This window comes from Vibrio sp. KMM 9700 (assembly GCF_058545285.1).
Genome location: NZ_CM178590.1, coordinates 455,307 through 473,263, shown reverse-complemented (window position 1 = coordinate 473,263; position 17,957 = coordinate 455,307). Strand labels below are relative to the sequence as shown.

General features: G+C 41.8%; 17 protein-coding genes. 9 read left to right on the top strand and 8 right to left on the bottom strand.

All coding sequences use genetic code 11. The features are described 5' to 3' along the window. Nucleotides 1–51 precede the first annotated feature (51 nt). Complete coding sequence (locus AC2VOY_RS13345; protein ID WP_491834095.1) at nucleotides 52–1,362, bottom strand: PTS sugar transporter subunit IIC; 1,311 nt, start codon at nucleotides 1,360–1,362, stop codon at nucleotides 52–54. 238 nt (nucleotides 1,363–1,600) lie between these two features. After that, nucleotides 1,601–1,906 (bottom strand): PTS sugar transporter subunit IIB, encoded by a 306-nt coding sequence (locus AC2VOY_RS13340; protein ID WP_491834094.1) that lies wholly within the window; start codon nucleotides 1,904–1,906, stop codon nucleotides 1,601–1,603. A 370-nt stretch (nucleotides 1,907–2,276) separates the two neighbouring features. Between AC2VOY_RS13340 and AC2VOY_RS13335 the strand changes: the two genes are divergently transcribed. Together AC2VOY_RS13335 and AC2VOY_RS13330 are read left to right on the top strand one after the other, a co-directional pair. After that, nucleotides 2,277–3,602 (top strand): PTS sugar transporter subunit IIC, encoded by a 1,326-nt coding sequence (locus AC2VOY_RS13335; protein WP_491834093.1) that lies wholly within the window; start codon nucleotides 2,277–2,279, stop codon nucleotides 3,600–3,602. 191 nt (nucleotides 3,603–3,793) lie between these two features. After that, nucleotides 3,794–4,360 (top strand): tetratricopeptide repeat protein, encoded by a 567-nt coding sequence (locus tag AC2VOY_RS13330; protein ID WP_491834092.1) that lies wholly within the window; start codon nucleotides 3,794–3,796, stop codon nucleotides 4,358–4,360. Nucleotides 4,361–4,476: 116 nt separating this feature from the next. On the opposite strand, the gene AC2VOY_RS13325 is transcribed toward AC2VOY_RS13330, so the two are convergent. Together AC2VOY_RS13325 and AC2VOY_RS13320 are read right to left on the bottom strand one after the other, a co-directional pair. Continuing rightward, nucleotides 4,477–5,415 (bottom strand): hypothetical protein, encoded by a 939-nt coding sequence (locus AC2VOY_RS13325; RefSeq protein ID WP_491834091.1) that lies wholly within the window; start codon nucleotides 5,413–5,415, stop codon nucleotides 4,477–4,479. 270 nt (nucleotides 5,416–5,685) lie between these two features. After that, nucleotides 5,686–6,660 carry a 3-hydroxyacyl-CoA dehydrogenase gene (locus AC2VOY_RS13320; protein ID WP_491834090.1) on the bottom strand — a complete coding sequence of 325 codons (975 nt, stop codon included), beginning with the start codon at nucleotides 6,658–6,660 and terminating at the stop codon, nucleotides 5,686–5,688. Nucleotides 6,661–6,879: 219 nt separating this feature from the next. On the opposite strand from AC2VOY_RS13320, the gene AC2VOY_RS13315 reads away from it, so the two are divergent. Further along, nucleotides 6,880–7,881, top strand: coding sequence for an AraC family transcriptional regulator (locus AC2VOY_RS13315; RefSeq protein ID WP_491834089.1), 1,002 nt, complete (start codon nucleotides 6,880–6,882; stop codon nucleotides 7,879–7,881). Between the two features lie 77 nt (nucleotides 7,882–7,958). On the opposite strand, the gene AC2VOY_RS13310 is transcribed toward AC2VOY_RS13315, so the two are convergent. Continuing rightward, entirely contained in the window at nucleotides 7,959–8,879 is a 921-nt protein-coding gene (locus tag AC2VOY_RS13310) for a DUF808 domain-containing protein (RefSeq protein WP_491834088.1), read from the bottom strand. 174 nt (nucleotides 8,880–9,053) lie between these two features. On the opposite strand from AC2VOY_RS13310, the gene AC2VOY_RS13305 reads away from it, so the two are divergent. The 3 genes from AC2VOY_RS13305 (at nucleotide 9,054) to AC2VOY_RS13295 (ending at nucleotide 11,319) form a co-directional block, all read left to right on the top strand. Then, complete coding sequence (locus AC2VOY_RS13305; protein WP_491834087.1) at nucleotides 9,054–9,872, top strand: Cof-type HAD-IIB family hydrolase; 819 nt, start codon at nucleotides 9,054–9,056, stop codon at nucleotides 9,870–9,872. A 12-nt stretch (nucleotides 9,873–9,884) separates the two neighbouring features. Then, the gene (locus AC2VOY_RS13300) at nucleotides 9,885–10,220 is read left to right on the top strand and encodes a PTS fructose transporter subunit IIB (protein WP_491834086.1); all 336 of its coding nucleotides are present in this window, start codon (nucleotides 9,885–9,887) and stop codon (nucleotides 10,218–10,220) included. Between the two features lie 229 nt (nucleotides 10,221–10,449). Continuing rightward, a complete protein-coding gene (locus AC2VOY_RS13295; RefSeq protein ID WP_491834085.1) occupies nucleotides 10,450–11,319 on the top strand; it encodes a PTS sugar transporter subunit IIA in 870 nt (289 codons plus the stop codon). Nucleotides 11,320–11,347: 28 nt separating this feature from the next. Here AC2VOY_RS13295 and AC2VOY_RS13290 read toward each other — a convergent pair whose 3' ends face one another. Continuing rightward, nucleotides 11,348–12,220, bottom strand: coding sequence for a helix-turn-helix domain-containing protein (locus tag AC2VOY_RS13290; RefSeq protein ID WP_491834084.1), 873 nt, complete (start codon nucleotides 12,218–12,220; stop codon nucleotides 11,348–11,350). A 352-nt stretch (nucleotides 12,221–12,572) separates the two neighbouring features. On the opposite strand from AC2VOY_RS13290, the gene AC2VOY_RS13285 reads away from it, so the two are divergent. The 3 genes from AC2VOY_RS13285 (at nucleotide 12,573) to AC2VOY_RS13275 (ending at nucleotide 16,673) form a co-directional block, all read left to right on the top strand. Then, nucleotides 12,573–14,462 carry a PTS fructose transporter subunit IIABC gene (locus AC2VOY_RS13285; protein WP_491834083.1) on the top strand — a complete coding sequence of 630 codons (1,890 nt, stop codon included), beginning with the start codon at nucleotides 12,573–12,575 and terminating at the stop codon, nucleotides 14,460–14,462. Nucleotides 14,463–14,694: 232 nt separating this feature from the next. After that, nucleotides 14,695–15,882: a mannose-6-phosphate isomerase, class I gene (manA, locus tag AC2VOY_RS13280; RefSeq protein WP_491834082.1), complete on the top strand. Its 1,188-nt coding sequence runs from the start codon at nucleotides 14,695–14,697 to the stop codon at nucleotides 15,880–15,882. A gap of 281 nt (nucleotides 15,883–16,163) precedes the next feature. Further along, on the top strand, nucleotides 16,164–16,673 hold the full coding sequence (locus tag AC2VOY_RS13275; protein ID WP_491834081.1) for a peptide-methionine (S)-S-oxide reductase: 510 nt from the start codon (nucleotides 16,164–16,166) through the stop codon (nucleotides 16,671–16,673). Between the two features lie 93 nt (nucleotides 16,674–16,766). Here the strand turns inward: AC2VOY_RS13275 and AC2VOY_RS13270 are convergent, their stop codons facing one another. Together AC2VOY_RS13270 and AC2VOY_RS13265 are read right to left on the bottom strand one after the other, a co-directional pair. Further along, nucleotides 16,767–17,384, bottom strand: coding sequence for a LysE family translocator (locus AC2VOY_RS13270; protein ID WP_491834080.1), 618 nt, complete (start codon nucleotides 17,382–17,384; stop codon nucleotides 16,767–16,769). 33 nt (nucleotides 17,385–17,417) lie between these two features. After that, nucleotides 17,418–17,786 carry a hypothetical protein gene (locus AC2VOY_RS13265; RefSeq protein ID WP_491834079.1) on the bottom strand — a complete coding sequence of 123 codons (369 nt, stop codon included), beginning with the start codon at nucleotides 17,784–17,786 and terminating at the stop codon, nucleotides 17,418–17,420. Between the last annotated feature and the right edge of the window lie 171 nt (nucleotides 17,787–17,957).

Sequence of the window (17,957 nt, the reverse complement as noted above, 5' to 3'; positions counted from 1 at the left end):
TGCAAGGGTAAGTCGTGACCTACCCTTAGATTTAATTTTATATTTGCTCGATTAAGCTGTTGCTGTTTGAGTTTCTTGTTCAGCTTCTTGATTCGCAGCTTCTTCTTTAAGTAGTTGTTTCTCGTATGCTTTGATGAATGGATAGTACATCACTGCCGCAATCACCATGCAAAGGATACTTAAGATAGCCGGACTCACAGCCCAGTTAGCAGCCCAAGAGGCGCCGATAGGACCCGGTGTTGTCCATGGCGTCACAGACACCACACGTGCAACTAAATCAAATTTCAGAGCGAAGTAAGCAATCACTGCGTTTACCATTGGAATACATACAAATGGGATAAACATAGTTGGATTCATAATGATTGGCGTACCAAACAATAATGGCTCATTGATGTTAAATAGTGAAGGCACGGCGCTTAATTTACCCACTGTTTTTAAGTGTACTGCGCGGCTACGAAGCAATAAGAATGCCAATGGTAGAGTTGTGCCCACACCGCCGATTAGTAGGTAGTGATCCCAGAAACCTTGTAAGAAAATGATTGGTGGCTCAGTACCTGCTGCCAGCGCTGCTTGGTTAACCGCTAGGTTAGATAGCCAAAATGGGTTCATGATACCTGTGACAATCAAGGCGCCGTGAATACCCGCAAACCATAGGATTTGACAGGCTAGTACCGCAAGTAAAATCGCTGGTAATGAGTCCGATGCCGAAACAAGTGGCTCTAACAAAGACATAATCGCAGCAGGAATAATCATTCCAGTTTGAGATTCAATGAAGATATTTAATGGGTGTAGCGTAAAGATAATCACTAATACAGGAATTAAGATTTCAAATGAACGTGCAACCCCTGTTGGCACTTCTGGTGGTAGCTTAATGGTGACATTTTTACGTTTTAAGAAGGCATAAACTTCGGTTGCATACACAGCAGTAATCAAAGCCGTGAAGATGCCCGGGCCACCTAAGTAAGTCATCACTATCTTACCATCTTCAATTGGCGCTGCGACCATCAAAAATGACATTAAAGCAAGCAAGCCAGTGGCGATTGGGTCTAAATCATGATGACGCGCAAGGCTTGCCGCCACCCCGACCGATATGAAAACGGTCATTATCCCCATGCTCATATTAAATGGGAGCATTAAGGCTTCACGGTGTTCTTCTGAAAACGCTAGCCAAGCTTGTGCAAATCCCCAAGAGGTGTCCGGTGAAAATGGAGGAAAGATAAATACAAGCATGAAAGAACCGACGATCATAAATGGCAATGCTGCAATAAAGCCATCACGAACAGAGGTTACATATTTTTGGTTACCAATTCGACCAGCAATTGGCGTTATTTTTGTTTCAATAAAATTATTTAGTGCACTCATGATGTCACCTTTTTATTGGTATATTTTTAAATAAAAAGCCTTTTTTATTTTTATTCGGCGTATAAATTTCAGACATAAATGCCCGCAAGCTTCTTTTTAGTATTTTCTAAAATAAGAAACTCATATTTAAAAATATAAATTGTAGGGAGTTGGCTTACCTTTGAAACCTAATCAATAGGGGGAGAGAACAAAAGTAAGCCTGAATTTTAAAAGCTATATACTCACATGGGGAATATAATTAGCCAATCAGTGACAGTGCGTGATCCAGCACTTTATCACCTTTTTGCATGCCATAATCCATCATGTTGATAGGTTCAACTTTGATGCCGTAAGCATCGGCTTTCTTTTGAAGATCTGCTTGCATATACTTGATTTGAGGACCAAGTAGCACACATTGATAGTTAGGAGCTTGTTGATCGAACTCAGCCGCGCCATACGCCTTAATTTCAACTTCTAGACCACGCTTGTCTGCTTCTTCAATCATTTTCTTCACTAGCATGCTTGTAGACATACCTGCAGAGCAACATAACATAATCTTTTTCATGAGAACCTCGTTCCTTGTTATTTTTAATTCGGTTTATGTTTCTACATGATTTGCTGGAAACTTTATGTGAAAGGTATCGCAAATCCTAAGAAACTCATGCAAGTTAAGTAAATGACTGTTTCATGAGACTTTTACTTACTAAGCACTTTATTATGATTTTCAATTAAGTATAACTTATTGAATTTATTATATTATTCAAATCCTGATAGCATTTCTATCTCTACTCGAATAAGTTTAATGTACCATAAGGAAACGTTTTGGAAACCGGTTTCCGTAGAATGGAAACTAAAACGTGAGACAGATCACCTGTTTTTGATCAAATATCTGGCAAAATGAGATCCAGTTAACTTTTCTAAATATATTGGATCCCATGCAGCAATTAAATGGACAACTTGTTTCCCGATTTATCGAACGTACGATTTTTCCCTTAGCTCAGATACTGTCATCAAATAAACATTTAATTGCGATTCGTGAGGGGTTTCAAATGACCATGCCCTTTGTCGTTATCGGCAGCCTGTTTATTCCTTTACTCTATCCGCCGTTTGATCTGGCGAACTATCCAAATATTGCGGAGTTTTTGCGTCTCAATCACGGCAGCTTTCAATACATACTACGCCATACCTTTGGCTTGGTTGCCCTATTTTTAGCCTTTGGTGTGAGCGCCAGCCTTGCCAAGCAGTATCAAATCCCAGAGCGCCTATCTGGCTTAACTGGCTCTTTGTCATTTTTGATGCTTACAGGCGTGATGAATATGCCTCAAAATGGAAACTTTCTCGGTGGGAGTAATAACTACCTAGGAGGCAATGGCTTATTTACTGCTTTAATTGCCGCCATTTATAGTGTGGAGGTGATCCGTTTTTTCTATCAAAAAAAGTGGGTCTTTCAACTTCCTGACGAAGTCCCACTACTGACGCGTCGAAGTTTTGATTTAATGTCGCCGCTTTTATTTATTGTGATTTCGCTTAGCGTTTTTAATACCGTATTAAAGCAAACCACTGGCTATTACTTGCCCGATCTAATCACCTCTTTATTTCAACCCTTGATCATGGCAACCGATACATTAACCGCTATTTTGTTAGCCGTATTTTTATGCCAACTCTTATGGTTTACCGGTATTCATGGCGCAGTGGTGGTCACAGGGATCATGAATCCATTTTGGTTTGCCGGCCTCATTGCCAATCAAGAAGCAATCGCCGCTGGGATCGAGCCAAGCCACTTTTTTGTCCAAGGATTTTGGGATTATTTCTTATTAATTGGTGGGGTGGGTTCAACCTTGCCGCTTGCCTTTATGGCGCTAAGAAGCAAAAACAAGCAGCTTCAATCCATTGGCAAAGTGAGTCTTATCCCCTCTATTTTTAATATTAACGAGCCGATCATTTTTGGCTTTCCTATTATTATGAACCCATTGTTTTTATTGCCTTTTATTTGCGTTCCTATGCTCAATGCAGTGATCACTTGGCATTTAATGCAATTTGGCGTATTGGATGTTTTTGTCACTATGCTGCCTTGGTCCATGCCTGCACCGATTGGAGCCTCACTCGCGGCTAATGGCAGCTTGAATAATATGCTCGCCTGCTTGTTTGCTATCTTTGTCTCTTGGGCCTTGTACCGCCCATTTTTTAAAGCCCATGAAAAGCAATTGATGATCCAGCAACAAGAAAGGGAAAATAACAAAAAAGCTATGTTCCGGTATTAATTTAACAGCTTAAAAGAGTCACCCTAGCGGTGGTTTTTTTGTTATCCAGAAAGATTTCCTTACTTTTTATATGAGATTAACCTTACCCAATAAGGGGTAATTGTGTTATTTTATACTTATGGATAGTTTTTAAGCACTTATGTTTCATTGACTTGATCATCGGTATAAGTGTTCATAGGAGGGATCATCTCATGCGTATTCAATCTAGCTTAGTCGCACTTCTCTTTGCGCTTGGCTTACATGCCACTGTCGCAAACGCCAACCTTTTGCACGCACCTGAGCATACGGATCTTATTGCTGCCGCCCATCAAGGTGATGTCAAAGCGCAATATGATTTAGCAGTTAAATACATGCGCGGTGAAGGTGTCGAGCAAGACAAGACGAAAGCTGTTGCTTGGTATCAAAAAGCCGCAGAGCAAGGTCTTGCTGGCGCCCAATATAATCTTGCTTCAATTTATTATCACGGCGATGGTGTTGAATCAGATAAAGAGCAAGCTGCGCACTGGTATAAACAAGCAGCCAAACAAGGCTATGCGGATGCACAACTAAACCTTGCGGTCATGCATGCAATTGGTGAAGGGGTGGATGCATCACATAAAAAATCTTTGATGTGGTTTGATTTAGCAACCTATAACGGCGCACACCCTGCAAAAGAAGGGGCAAGCATTATGCATAATGAGTTGCATCGTGAACTCATGTATAAAGCCAAAGCTATGGCGCAACAATGCTTAGAAACCAATTACGCAGAATGTGATTAATAAAAAAGCCAGCGGATTGCTCTGCTGGCTTTATTTAACTTTGTTTGACTTTATTTAGCTTGGTTTAACTATGAGTGATAGGAACGAGGCGCTCTAATTAGAACTGAGCGCTCTGACTAAAACTGATAGTTAAACTCGATGCGGTGATCGCCATCCATAAAGTCTGTGTTCTCATCCCAGTTTGCAAAATAACGCATGTTGAAACGAGGAGTAAACTGGTAGCTTGCTGCAAATTCGTGAGTCAAGATATGGCTTTCACCTAGGCCGTATGCATTATCTTCGTAAACGTCAGAACCTGCAATTGTTGATAACCAGAATGGGTTATAGTTTAACCACATTTTGTCTGTGATGGTGAACTTAGAGTACATACCGACAAGACCGTATACACCCATCATTGAATAACCATTATCAACATCGCAAGAACTTGCAGAGCCGTGTGATGCATAACATTGCATAACACCTGTTTTTTGATCAACATCTTTAATGTCATCAATTGCATCTTTACCGATTGCCGCACCAACACCTGCTAGTGGGTAAAGGTTGATACGCCATAATTTTGGCAAGGCTTGAATATAGCTATAAGAAGCATTTAAAGTTTGGTCTGCAACAAGAGATTGCTCCACAGAATAGCTTAAATCAAACTGAGTCGCGCGGCCTTTTGGCAACAGCACGCTAAAGTTACGCCAGCGGAATGAATCTATTGAGTTATCACGTGCGCTATTGCTATCCCAGCCGACCGCTTCACCTAAAATACCTTTAAGTTCAATGATGTTCATGCCCGCAGTTTCAGGATTACCTGTGTCATAAGTTTGACCAATTTTAAGGTTCACACCTTTATTAGTAAAACCCAAACCCGCTTGAGTAAAGACAGCAAGTGGATCAGACATGTCCTGAACTTCTTTGCCGTTTTTATCTAACACTGGTTCTTTTTTAGCTGGCGCTGCTGCTGGAGCGGTTGAGCTGTCTGCTGCAGGCGCTGCAGTTGTTTCAGTTTCTGCCATCGCAAAATTTGAAAATAGTGCACCGAGGGTGACGCAAAGGATAGTCTTTTTCATATGGCTCTCAAATTGTTTAAGAAGTATGCAAAAATTTTCGTAAGTATAATTCAGATCGCAAAATGAGTCAGTAAAAAGTGGTAAAAAAACGCCAGATTTAATATTAGTCAGACAATATCAGGCTTGGATGTTAAATACAGGTTAATAAATTACATTTGATATATAACAAACAATAAAAAAGAGGTAAGGATAAATAAACACCTCACCTCTTTATTTTACTAATTTCATACAAATGAATTACATCATTACATTGTATGATTGTTCTTTTATTTAAATTTCATCTTTTGGCGTCAATTTTGCACGGCGCACAATATCTTCAACTTGATCCAGAGATGGAATATCAGTAAAGCCCTTTTCTAAATAAGCAGGATTTGGGTAAGAATAATAACCTTGATTGGTTTGCAGGCCTAAAATACCTTTATCAATAAAATTCTCTTTTAGATATTGTGCATTACGATACATGGTGAGATCGTTATTCTCATTCGCCCAATAGCTCAAGATGTGATAGTAAGTTTTCATCCCAACGATATCCATCAAACCACAAGGACCTACTTTTGAGCCCTCATTAGCAATGATATATGTGCGATCAATATCTTCTGGAGTCGACACACCACGGGTGATCAGAGTTTGCGCGGAGTTGACTAAGTTCACAAGCCAAGTATTTAAAATATAACCGTTTTGTTCTTCTTGAACCGGCACTGGCACCATGCCGATTTCGATGGCAAATGTGGTCACTGCGCGTAGCGTTTCATCACTTGTGCCAACATGCGCCATGATTTCAGTTAAGTTTAGTTTCCACACAAGGTTTGCAAAGTGAAGTGCGCAGAAGCGATCCGGACGACCCGTTTCACGCGCAAAATCACGTGGTAAGAAAGTTGAACTATTGGTCGTAATAATCGCGTGCTCGGGCAAATTATCAGCCATTGCTTGGTAAGCGGCATGCTTGATATCTGGAATTTCAGGCACAGCTTCGACCACAAGATCACAGTTTTGATAAGCGACCTTCACGTCTGTGGTAAATAAAATACGTTCACGGGTTTGCGCAAGGTTTGCTTCTGTCGCCCCTTCCACTTCAGCAAGATAGATTTGAGCGTAAGTTTCATGTGCATTGCGGCATGACTCAAGCGCTTGCTCTGAAATATCACAGACAATCACGTTTTTACCTTTAAAAGCACTGTGCCAAGCGATTTGTCCACCCAGTACCCCTGAGCCTAAAACTGTTACATTTTGTAGTGATTGTGTCATGAAAAGCTCCTTACATGTGACCTTAATATAAATGCTTCAATCACACTTATATGAATTGAATTTGAAATCACATTTTTCTTATTTGATAAATTGAAACCAAAGATTACGACTTCTCAAAAATAAAGGCTTGCTTTGATACGACAATTTTTTATCCTGAAGCGACACATGTAATTTTTTTATATATAATTTCCAATATTCCTCACACTTTGAAAGACCATTATGCAGAATTTTATTAGCAGTAGTTTATTACATAGCTACCAAAATTTGGTCAAAGATCAATTATCTATTCATGCAAACGCACAGCATTTATTTCCCCATTCACATTTAAATTTAGATAATAAACAGCAGCTTGGTGGTAAACTTTCATTTCAAAATGCAGCTTATTTAATAGAAAATACAGCCTTTCAACTCGATTGCCCTGATTTTGGGCTACGTTTATCTCGCTATCAAGGGATAGATTTTTTAGGCCCAATTGCTGTGGTTGCTAAAAATAGCCCTTCGATTGAGCTCGCATTGAAATCCATTACTCATTATTTAATGCAATTTACCCCCAGCATCCATATTCAGATGCTCAAAGGTCAGCAATCGACATGGATTTTTTATCAAATCACAGACATCACCTTTCCACACGCACAACTCGAAGAGCTCGCTCTGGGCAATATTTTAGAAATTATCTATAGCCTACAAGTTGATAAAACGCCGCCACTGCATGCTCAGTTTCGTCATCATCAACTTGGCGCCGATAAAGCTTATCAACAAAGATTCCACTGCCCTGTGCGCTTTAACCGTGAAATTGCAGGGATTGAAATCAGCAATCAGATATTCAATACCCCAATCGAGCATGCTGATCCCCTAACTTGCCAATTAATCAGCCAATATTTAGATAGCCTCACTCAAGATCAACATGAATCGATTCAAGATCAAGTGCTAAAAATCTTAAGAAATGAACTGACGCAAGGGATTCCAAGCCTAGAACAAGTTGCCCAACGGCTTTATTTACACCCACGAAGCTTGCAGCGCCGCTTGCAAAAACTCGGCACTAGCTTTGAGGCGCTCAAAGATACTGCCAGGCAGGAACAAGCATGGCATTATTTAAAGCAAACTCAGCTTAGTATCGGCCAAATTAGCCACTTACTTGGTTATAGCGATCAAAGCGCATTGACGCGGGCTTGCATTCGCTGGTTTAAACTCTCCCCACTTGCCCTAAGAAAGCAGCATTAGACATAAAAAGATATAAAAAAACGCGACAAGAAAAACTCTCATCGCGCCTATTTGATTACAACTAGAACGCTGCGTGATTAATGCGCCGAATTGCCTTTTAGTTTCATTGCAAAGCCAATCGCAAAGGCCAAAATGCTGCCGGCGACAAAGCCAATCACGCCAGTGATCAGGGTTGGGATAATTGCGCCAAGCACAGGAATATCAAGCATTGGCTGTGAAAGAGAGGCGCTAAAGTGATGCACAGCTTCAATATTATGCTCTAAAATGCCACCGCCGACTAAAAACATTGCCGCAGTGCCCACAATAGTTAATAGCTTCATTAGTTTTGGCGCTAGTGAGACAAGCATATTACCTATGCTGCCAAGTACGCCCTTTCCTTGGCCTTTCTTTTGCAGATAAAAACCTAAGTCATCAATCTTCACTATCCCAGCAACCAGACCATAAACGCCAATCGTCATGATCACAGCGATGAAGCTAACCACTGCAATTTGCGTCAGTTGTGGGTGTCCTTGTACGATGCCTAGTGCTATCACTATGATTTCAAGTGATAAAATAAAGTCTGTACGCACCGCGCCTTGAATTTTCTTTTTCTCAAAGGCATCAATATCTGCTTGTGTTTTAAGATCTTGAGTCTCATCGCTAGCCTCTTCTGCATGCCCGTGCGGCAAGTAGTTGGCGAGCACCTTTTCTGCCCCTTCAAAACATAAATACAGGCCACCAATAATCAGTACTGGGATGATCAGCCAAGGCGCAATGGCACTGATGATCAAAGCCGCCGGCACTAAAATAAGTTTGTTCTTAAACGAGCCTTTAGCCACTCCCCACACTACAGGAATTTCCCGATCGGCTTTTACGCCTGCCACTTGTTGCGCATTTAACGCCAAATCGTCGCCCAACACACCTGCGGTTTTTTTTGCCGCAACTTTTGACATCACTGCAACGTCATCCAATACAGCAGTTATATCATCCAGCAGGGTTAACAAACTAAGTCCAGCCATTTCAGATCCTTTTTATTATCGATAATTCATTTTGAGTCACTTGAAAAAATTGTACCTGAAAATCAGGCAAAATGTATAAAATTTAAGGTTATCGGATTAAAGATAGATAAATTATATGTATACTAACGAGATAAATTTCGATAACTAAAATAATAATCCAATAAAGGAAACCCTATGTACAAACTAATCGCAATTGATATGGATGGCACACTTTTAGATCCAAGCGGCCAGATCACAGATAAAAATAAACAAGCGATCCAAGAAGCCAAAGCCCAAGGCGTGAACGTCGTGCTCGCCTCTGGTCGCCCAATCACAGGCATGCAAGCTGCGCTAAATGAGCTAGGTTTAAATACAAAAGAAGATTATGTGATCAGCTATAACGGCGCTTTGGTGCAAGAGGCGCTTAGCGCGAAAGTTTTGCATCAAGAAGTTCTCGACTACTCTACTGTTAAGCAGATTGCCGCAGAAGCTAAACGTCTAGGACTTGAATTTCATGCATTTTCAACAGAGCTCGGACTTATCACGCCAAACATGAACCCTTGGACCCAACATGAATGTGATATCAATGGTATTGATGTGCAAGTAATTGATCTAGAAGATATGTCAGCAGATAGCAAGTTCTTAAAGGCCATGATTGTGGCGGATAAAGCTGCGCTTGATACCAATATCCCAAATATTGATGCTCAACTCGTTAGCCAAATTAACATGGTGCGCACCGCAGACTTTTTCCTTGAATTTATGCCGCAAAATATTTCAAAATGGGCAGGCATTGAAGCTCTTCTTTCTCACCTTGAGCTCAGCGCAAGCCAAGTTATGGCGCTTGGTGATCAAGGCAATGACAAGCAAATGATTGAACATGCAGGGCTTGGTGTGGCAATGGAAAACGCAGTCGATGAGGTCAAATCAGTGGCCGATGTGATCACAACAAGTAATCAAGAGAGTGGCGTTGGCGTGGCGATTGAAAAATACGTGCTGACGGAAAAAGCGCTATAAAGGAAAAGTGTCATGAAGCAAAATAAGGCATTTAAAATTGTTGCCGTGACCGCTTGCCCGACCGGCATTGCCCATACCTATATGGCAGCGGATGAGCTTACTCGCGCAGCAGATGAGTTGGGGTTTAATATCCGGATTGAAACCCAAGGGGCAATGGGGCTTGAAAATGAGCTAAAAATGCAAGAAATCATGCAAGCTGATCTCGCATTGATAGCGTCAGATATTGAAATCGAAAACGGACAACGTTTTGAAATGGCAAAACACTGTTTGCGTACTCCTATCGAGCCAGTGTTAGTCGATGCGAAAGGCTTTTTACAACTGCTGCATGCTAAATGTGCCATCAAATAAGCCAACACTATATAAGTGATAGCTTTTTAACATAGATCTTTAAATATAGTTCAGCTTCTGAATGTAACAAATTATATATTCAGAAGTGTGAACTTGAACATCTTTTATACTCTATCTTGGCTTAATCTTTCCCCCCCTATCAAATATAATGTTTGATTAGAAATTTTGAGTAAATGCCCATTATTTTATAACAAGGCTAACCTTACTCGTTTTAATTATGGGTGTAACGATGAATAAACCAACGCGCATTACCTTTTATCTAGGAAAAGACGGTATGCCAGCATGGTTGATCCAGTCAATTTACCATCAGGTCAGTCAATTTAAAGGTGAAGTTGAGCTGCTCCAAATGCAGTCGCAACAGCAAGTTGATGTGAAGCAATACTTAAATATTATGAGCCTTGCTTTTCAACCTTACGAACTATGCCAACTAATTATTTTTACTCAAGAATCAGAAAAAAACATTCAAAACTTATGTAAGTTTCTCGCCAAATATACGCAACTTGTCGCGCCGATCGTTTCCGCGATTCATAAGCTTGAAGTTGATGCCATCATGGGCCAATTATCTAACCAATTTGAATGGTCTTTTATTCAGCCACAAGCACAACTCCAAGAGTTTCGTAAGATGCTGACTAAAATGGAGCCCAATGCGACCTTAAGTCAGCGCCAATATGCAATCAAAGAATTTTTACTCGGTCAAATTGCCAGTGCACCGGGTGCAACCAATCCTACTCGCCTGTTAGAGCAACTGCGCAACCGCGAACTAATTTCGCCAACCACAATGAAATCAGGCATTGCCTTGCCGCACGTGATCTCAAGTGAGATCCTGCAGCCAAGCATTGTGTGCCTTGCTTTAGATGAGAAAATTGATTGGGGCGGCACCTTTGGGCCAGTGACACATATCATTGCAATGTTACTTCCGCCGTCTGCAGAATATGCGCATTTAGGTGCTTTTCGCGCGCTCTCGCTCAGTATGCTCAATCATAAAAATGGTGAATTTATTTGCCAACATTACACCAGCCATGAGCTCCAAGCGATTATCAATAGCTTTATGAAAGTGCAAAAAACGCCGCTTTATAGCGATCAAATAAAAGCAAATTAAATTATCTAAAATCAACCTTAAATGCAGCCTATCGTCGCATAAGTGTATAGCGCTGGCGGTATTCACTCGGCGTTAGCGCCGTTTTTTGCTTAAATACGCGATAAAAGTAATTCACATCTTTAAACCCGCATCGCTGCGCCACATCCTGCAACCTAAACTCATACCTTGTTAGCATAAATTTGGCGCGCTCAAGACGTACCCAAGTCAAATAATCTGCAAACTTCATATGCCCTTGTTGGCGAAACAAGCGCGACAGATGGTTTGGACTTAAATTAAAACGCTCTGCGATACTCGCGCGATTAATATCACGGTGGAAGTTTTCTTGAACATAAATGCAGATCCCTTGGTATAAGTTTTCGCTACGGCTATGCACATGTTGGTTTGCTTCTAACAACATCACTTGGCAATAACTGGTCAAGGCTTTGAGCAAATAACCGCCAGTGGGTTGAATCGATTTTTCCGTTGCTATGGTGTTCAGCGCGGCCAAAATATGCTCAATCGCATGCCCAGTGCGGCTTTGAATACTATGCTTTTGAACATCAAAAAAGCTTTGCTCAGTTTTGCGTTTTTCAACCAAACTAAAGCCTAACTGACGTTTACCAAACAGAACGCTGAGCACGGCGCAATCTGTGTTCCAATCTGGTTTATTCCAAGCATTTGGCGGAATATATAAAATATCCCCAGGCAAGATTTCAACATCTTGTACGCCTGTTTCAGGATCTTCTAATTGGCATAAATAAGTGCCATGTAAGACGAGTTCTAAACGCGGAAAATTGACTTGATAGCAGCATGCAGGCGGCGTGTGTTTATCTTGCGCAAACCAGACTCGATTAAAGTCTGAGTCATCAGACAGCACACCATCAAAAATATCGACAAAAACTTGGTTTTTCTTTAATGGCATAATGATGTCTTCCTAATACAAGATAATTTTCCAGTTGATTCTATAAATAAAACCACTAGAAGCAAGCCGTGATCTGAAGGCGTCAAGACAAAACCACTCAAAAACCAATATAATTGCCTGATAAATAAGACATTAAATGAAAAACAAGCAACTTAATAATAAATATGACACTGATCACACTTTCATCTTGAGGGTACAATAATCCAGTAAATGCCACAGATTCACACTATTTATTTTGCCTCAAACTCACAATACTTAGCTTATCGGGATCAGATAGGTTTTAGAAAAATAAAGCTGATTCTTATTTTGGCAGCCATTGTTCTGCCTCCAATCCAAAGCAAAGGAACATAAAATGATAAAAGAGCTCATTAATAAAGATCTCATTTGTCTTGATTTAAAAGCGCAAAATAAAGATGAAGTGTTTGCACAAATGGCGGCTATTTTAGACGCACAAGGCAAACTATCGGATAAAGAAGCTTTTATTCAAGATATCTACGCACGTGAAGAAATTGGTAACACCGGCTTTGAAGATGGTGTCGCCATTCCACATGCCAAAAGCGCCGCTGTCAAAACCCCAGCCGTAGCGATTGGTATTCACCGCCAAGGGATTGATTATGGCGCAGAAGACGGTGAACCTTCTAAATTATTCTTTATGATTGCCTCGCCTGACGGTGGTGCCAATCATCATATCGAAGTACTTGCCCAGCTTTCATCTAAACTGATTGAAGATGGCTTTATCGAAAACTTTATGCAAGCTAAAACCCAAGAAGAAGCCCTCAACCTTTTATTGGCAGAGAAACAAACTGCGCAAAACACTTCTACAGAAAACGGCTTTTTAATTGGCGTCACAGGTTGCCCCGCAGGGATTGCACACACCTACCTTGCGGCCGAGTCACTCGAAAAAGCAGCTGCCGAACTTGGGTATGCAATCAAAGTTGAAACCAATGGCTCGATTGGAGTGAAAAACGCGCCGACGGCGGAAGAGATTGCCAAAGCTGAGGCGATTATCGTTAGTTGTGATAAGCAAGTGGATATGGCGCGTTTTGCTGGCAAACGTTTGATCCAAACTGGCGTCAAAGCACCAATTAGTGATGGCAAAGGCGTGATCCAAAAAGCGCTAAATGCTGCGCCATACACAGCCTCTGAAGATGATAAGGCTCCACAACAAGCCCCAACGTCAGCAAAATCTAACCTTTATCGCTATTTGATGAATGGCGTCTCGCATATGATCCCATTCGTGGTCACCGGCGGTTTGATGATCGCCTTAGCCCTTGCCATTGGTGGTGAACCAACACCAAACGGGATGCAAATTCCTGCCGGCAGCTTCTGGGAAAATGTGCTCAATGTCGGCGCGATTGCGTTTAAGTTGATGATCCCTATCTTAGCTGGCTATATCGCCTATGCCATTGCGGATCGCCCAGCCCTTGTGCCCGGCTTTATCGGTGGCTGGATTGCCAATGATGGCTCTTTTTATGGCGCAGAGGCAGGTACTGGCTTTATCGGCGCAATCATCGCAGGCCTGTTAGTTGGTTATTTTGTGCGCTTTATTGCCACCCGTGATTATCACAAAATGCTCGCCCCATTAGTGCCAATTATGATTGCACCGATTCTAGGCACAGTGTTTATTGCCGGTATTTTCATCTACATTATCGGTGCGCCAATTGCTGGCCTAATGCAAGGCTTAGAAGCAATGCTGACTGAAATGAGCACAGGTAACGTGGTGCTGCTCGGTATTGTGCTTGGCGGTATGGCAGGCTTTGATATGGGCGGGCCATTTAACAAAGTCGCATTCCTTTTCTCAGTTGGCATGATTGCCAGCGGTCAAACCCAATTTATGGGCGCGATGGCTGTCGCGATTCCAATTGCGCCACTTGGTATGGCCCTTGCCACTGTTATTGGACGTAAATTTGGCGTCTTTGAAGCGAATGAAATCGAAGCTGGCAAAGCCGCTGGCGCCATGGGTCTGGTTGGGATCTCAGAAGGTGCGATTCCATTTGCCGCACAAGACCCTATTTCAGTGATTCCTGCTAACGTAATTGGTAGCATGGTCGGCGCTGTGATGGCATTCTCATTTGGTATTACCAATACGGTTGCACACGGTGGCCCAGTGGTCGCGCTACTTGGCGCAATGAATAAGCCTTTACTTGCTCTGCTTTGCATGGCAGTTGGAACGGTTGTCACGGCGCTTGTATGTGTCAGCATTAAAAAAGCGCGCCAAGCGAAACAAATCGCTGCAGCGTAAGCACCAAAACGCGAACGAATATTCAAACATCATCACGACTTCCCCCATTTTTGGTCGTGACCTAGGTTAAGCGCCTAATGACGCTCAGGTTAGGCGCTTATTTTAGTTTGAGACACATCGCTTGAAAAAGATCGGATGATTTTGCGGATTTCTTTTATATGATAAAATTTATCTAAGCTTTATTTTGAATCTTTTTATCCAATAATAACGTTAAACTCAATGAAGGTATCAGATGAAAACTCTACCCGCTTTTGCGCTCATGGAAAATCCAATTCAAAACTATGCTTGGGGCAGCGTTGACGCTATTCAAAATCTATTTGATATGCCAAACCCAAGCCAAGAGCCGCAAGCTGAAATCTGGATGGGCGCACACCCAAATGGCTGCTCGATTTTAAATCTTAATGGTGAAAACATTCGCTTGGATGAGTGGATCAAAACAGCCCCAGAAGCTATTTTAAATCCAAATACCTACCAAAATTTCAAAAGCTTGCCGTATCTTTTCAAAGTCCTTGCAGCAAACAATGCCTTATCGGTACAAGTCCACCCAAGTAAAGCCGCCGCTGTCGAAGGTTTCGCTAAAGAAAACCAAGCTGGCATAGATTTAAAAGCACCAAATCGTAATTATCGTGATGATAACCATAAGCCTGAGCTTGTGTTTGCGATTACTCACTATCAAGCTATGAACGGTTTTCGCGAATATGCAGATATTATTGCTTTATTTGAAGCAGTTAATGCACCTGTGCTTGCCGAGCGCGTGGCAGCATTAAAGGCAAATCAAAATCAAGATGGCCTCACTGAGTTTTTCACTCAAATGCTCAGCCTAGATGATGAGACTAAAGAGCAAGCACTAACTTACCTTCTAGACTATGCCAAAGCGAATCAAGACACTGAACTTGGTGCATTATTATTAAGCCTAAATGAGCAATATCCAAATGATGTTGGTCTGTTTACGCCGCTCATGCTGCATGTGCTCACCCTTAAACCGGGTGAAGCTATGTATCTTGATGCCTGCACACCACATGCCTATATCAAAGGCACTGGCCTTGAGATCATGGCAAACTCTGATAACGTGTTGCGCGCTGGCCTTACACCAAAATATATGGATGTGCCTGAGCTGGTTAAAAATACGATTTGTCGTCCAAAACCGAGTGAAACCTTATTGCTTGCGCCACAAGTAGAGAGCAATGCGCAGCATTATGCGATTCCTGTGCCTGATTTTAACTTTAGTGTTTACACTGGTGATGCAAACATTGAATGTGAAAGCGCAGAAATCATCTTTGCGATCGACGCTGATGTGACGCTGACGCATGAATCTGGCGCAACCCTTAGCTTTAAGAAAGGCCAGTCTGCCTTTATTCCGTTTGCTTCAAAAGCCTATCAAGTGCAATCAAGTGGCCGTTATGCGCGTGCGTATAACTAACAAATAAAGCAAGGTTGTAGAAGGCGTCCAACCAAATCTTGGACTTCAAGATAAAACTAATCGAATCCCTGCTGCATTGGTGAATGGAAACATGCCAGTTCAGCGGGGATTTTTTATTTGCTATTACCTAACGATCCACAGCGCGGTTTCCCGCCGTCTTTATTTTTACTCTACATCTACTTCTACTTGGATTAAAAGCTGACATCAAATACTTGCATCAAGCTGCAAAGACACTTAAAGTAAACCTAAATATATGAGTTTAGTTTACAAAAGAGAAGAGTATGCAGCAAATATACCTTGCCGGCGGTTGCCTTTGGGGCGTCCAAGAATATATCAAACAATTGCCAGGGGTTGTTCAAACCACAGCCGGTCGTGCCAATGGCACCAGCCAAACCACGACTGAGCCGTATGATGGTTACGCAGAGTGTGTACTTACAAACTTTGATCCTGTCACCTTGCCACTTGCGCAATTATTCGAATATTTCTGGGAGATCATTGACCCGTTCAGTGTCAATCAACAAGGCATTGATGAGGGTTTAAAGTATCGCACTGGGATTTATAGCCTAGAAACAGAAGATTTAGAATTCGCTAAAGCCTTTATTGAGCTAAAACAGACACAAGAAGATAACCTTGCCCAAGCGCAGCAAAGACAAGCGAGAAAGATTCAAGTAGAAGTCTTACCACTCACTAATTTTGTTGCCAGTGATGCGGAGCATCAAGATCGCCTCACCCGTTGCCCAGATGATTATTGTCATATCCCAAGGGATGTTTTATATAAATATTCGAAGTAAGCTGAAGATGCTTGGCTGGTATTTATTCCACAAAATTTAATACAAACTCAGACTACTCCTCCCCTTTTCAAGGGGAGGTTGGGTGGGGTTTAGCTAAATATGCAATGACACCACTCGCAGTGCTAATAAAATCAAAATAACGCCTGAAATCTTATCAATGATCACAGCTTTACTTCTGAGCATATCTAACCATCTGGCTTGCGAAATCAACACACACACAAGTGTATACCAAAGCGCATCGGTGACAAAAGGCGTCACCACCAACAGGCTACGCGCAGTTATATCATGGCTTAGCGCGACAAACTGACTAAACAAAGCAGTAAAGAAAATCATGATTTTAGGGCTTAAAATTGAAACTAAAAAGCCCTCTCTCGCCGCTTGTGCGATACTCATTTTCTGACCCGCTTTGAGTTTTGCAGCAATCCCGCCTTTACTTGAGATAGCGCCCCAGCCAAGCCAAATCAAATAAGCCGCCCCAGCAAGGCTGACCACATCATAAAGGCTTGGGTATTGGGCAATCAACACAGACAAACCCAAAATTGTTGCGAGTGCATATAAGCCAATGCCAAACGCATGCGCCCAAGCGGCGCACAAACCTTGCATGCGTCCGCCGGCTAAACTATGTTTGACCACCATAGCTAAACTTGGGCCCGGTGACATGGCGCCCAATAAACACACGACAAATAAAGAACTCCAAAGGCTCAAGCTCATTTTCTATCCTTAAATAATCTATCCTTATAAAAACTAGCTACGTTTTGGTTGGCGATAAGTTTTGCCTGCCATGGCGTATGTTTCTTTCGCTTTAATATCAAAAAAGCTATCAAAGAACCAAGCCACAAAACGAATCGTCTCATCACCTTCATTCATTACATGCTCAACAAACTCTTGCATCTCGCCTTGCTCGTTTTCTTGTTCAGTCACATGGTAGATGCGCTTTTCACCTTCCACTTCAGCTAGCGCAAACTGGCCACTTAAGCTTTGTGCGACCTCAGAAATTTCAGCATGTTGCGCTGTTTTAAATAGATTTAATGCACTCGCTAGTGAGTCTTCACTTGCAGCTTGTTTGATAAAAGCCGGCAAATCAAATTCGTTTGTGGTTGACGTATCAGTCATAAATGTCTTCACTCTAAAATATTAAAAAAGCTATGATAACAAAAAACCCCGATGCCATCTCTGACATCGGGGTAATTTTTTATTCGCATCCGAGCAAATACAAGCTATCCTTGTATCGTCCTTGATAAGACTGTTCCTGCCGCCTATCCAACCATCGCCTTCCTAGCGGTG

Coding starts and splice junctions, on each gene's coding strand:
- AC2VOY_RS13345 (WP_491834095.1), bottom strand. CDS start 1,362: ATGAGTGCACTAAATAATTTTATTGAAACAAAAATAACGCCAATTGCT.
- AC2VOY_RS13340 (WP_491834094.1), bottom strand. CDS start 1,906: ATGAAAAAGATTATGTTATGTTGCTCTGCAGGTATGTCTACAAGCATG.
- AC2VOY_RS13335 (WP_491834093.1), top strand. CDS start 2,277: ATGCAGCAATTAAATGGACAACTTGTTTCCCGATTTATCGAACGTACG.
- AC2VOY_RS13330 (WP_491834092.1), top strand. CDS start 3,794: ATGCGTATTCAATCTAGCTTAGTCGCACTTCTCTTTGCGCTTGGCTTA.
- AC2VOY_RS13325 (WP_491834091.1), bottom strand. CDS start 5,415: ATGAAAAAGACTATCCTTTGCGTCACCCTCGGTGCACTATTTTCAAAT.
- AC2VOY_RS13320 (WP_491834090.1), bottom strand. CDS start 6,660: ATGACACAATCACTACAAAATGTAACAGTTTTAGGCTCAGGGGTACTG.
- AC2VOY_RS13315 (WP_491834089.1), top strand. CDS start 6,880: ATGCAGAATTTTATTAGCAGTAGTTTATTACATAGCTACCAAAATTTG.
- AC2VOY_RS13310 (WP_491834088.1), bottom strand. CDS start 8,879: ATGGCTGGACTTAGTTTGTTAACCCTGCTGGATGATATAACTGCTGTA.
- AC2VOY_RS13305 (WP_491834087.1), top strand. CDS start 9,054: ATGTACAAACTAATCGCAATTGATATGGATGGCACACTTTTAGATCCA.
- AC2VOY_RS13300 (WP_491834086.1), top strand. CDS start 9,885: ATGAAGCAAAATAAGGCATTTAAAATTGTTGCCGTGACCGCTTGCCCG.
- AC2VOY_RS13295 (WP_491834085.1), top strand. CDS start 10,450: ATGAATAAACCAACGCGCATTACCTTTTATCTAGGAAAAGACGGTATG.
- AC2VOY_RS13290 (WP_491834084.1), bottom strand. CDS start 12,220: ATGCCATTAAAGAAAAACCAAGTTTTTGTCGATATTTTTGATGGTGTG.
- AC2VOY_RS13285 (WP_491834083.1), top strand. CDS start 12,573: ATGATAAAAGAGCTCATTAATAAAGATCTCATTTGTCTTGATTTAAAA.
- manA (WP_491834082.1), top strand. CDS start 14,695: ATGAAAACTCTACCCGCTTTTGCGCTCATGGAAAATCCAATTCAAAAC.
- AC2VOY_RS13275 (WP_491834081.1), top strand. CDS start 16,164: ATGCAGCAAATATACCTTGCCGGCGGTTGCCTTTGGGGCGTCCAAGAA.
- AC2VOY_RS13270 (WP_491834080.1), bottom strand. CDS start 17,384: ATGAGCTTGAGCCTTTGGAGTTCTTTATTTGTCGTGTGTTTATTGGGC.
- AC2VOY_RS13265 (WP_491834079.1), bottom strand. CDS start 17,786: ATGACTGATACGTCAACCACAAACGAATTTGATTTGCCGGCTTTTATC.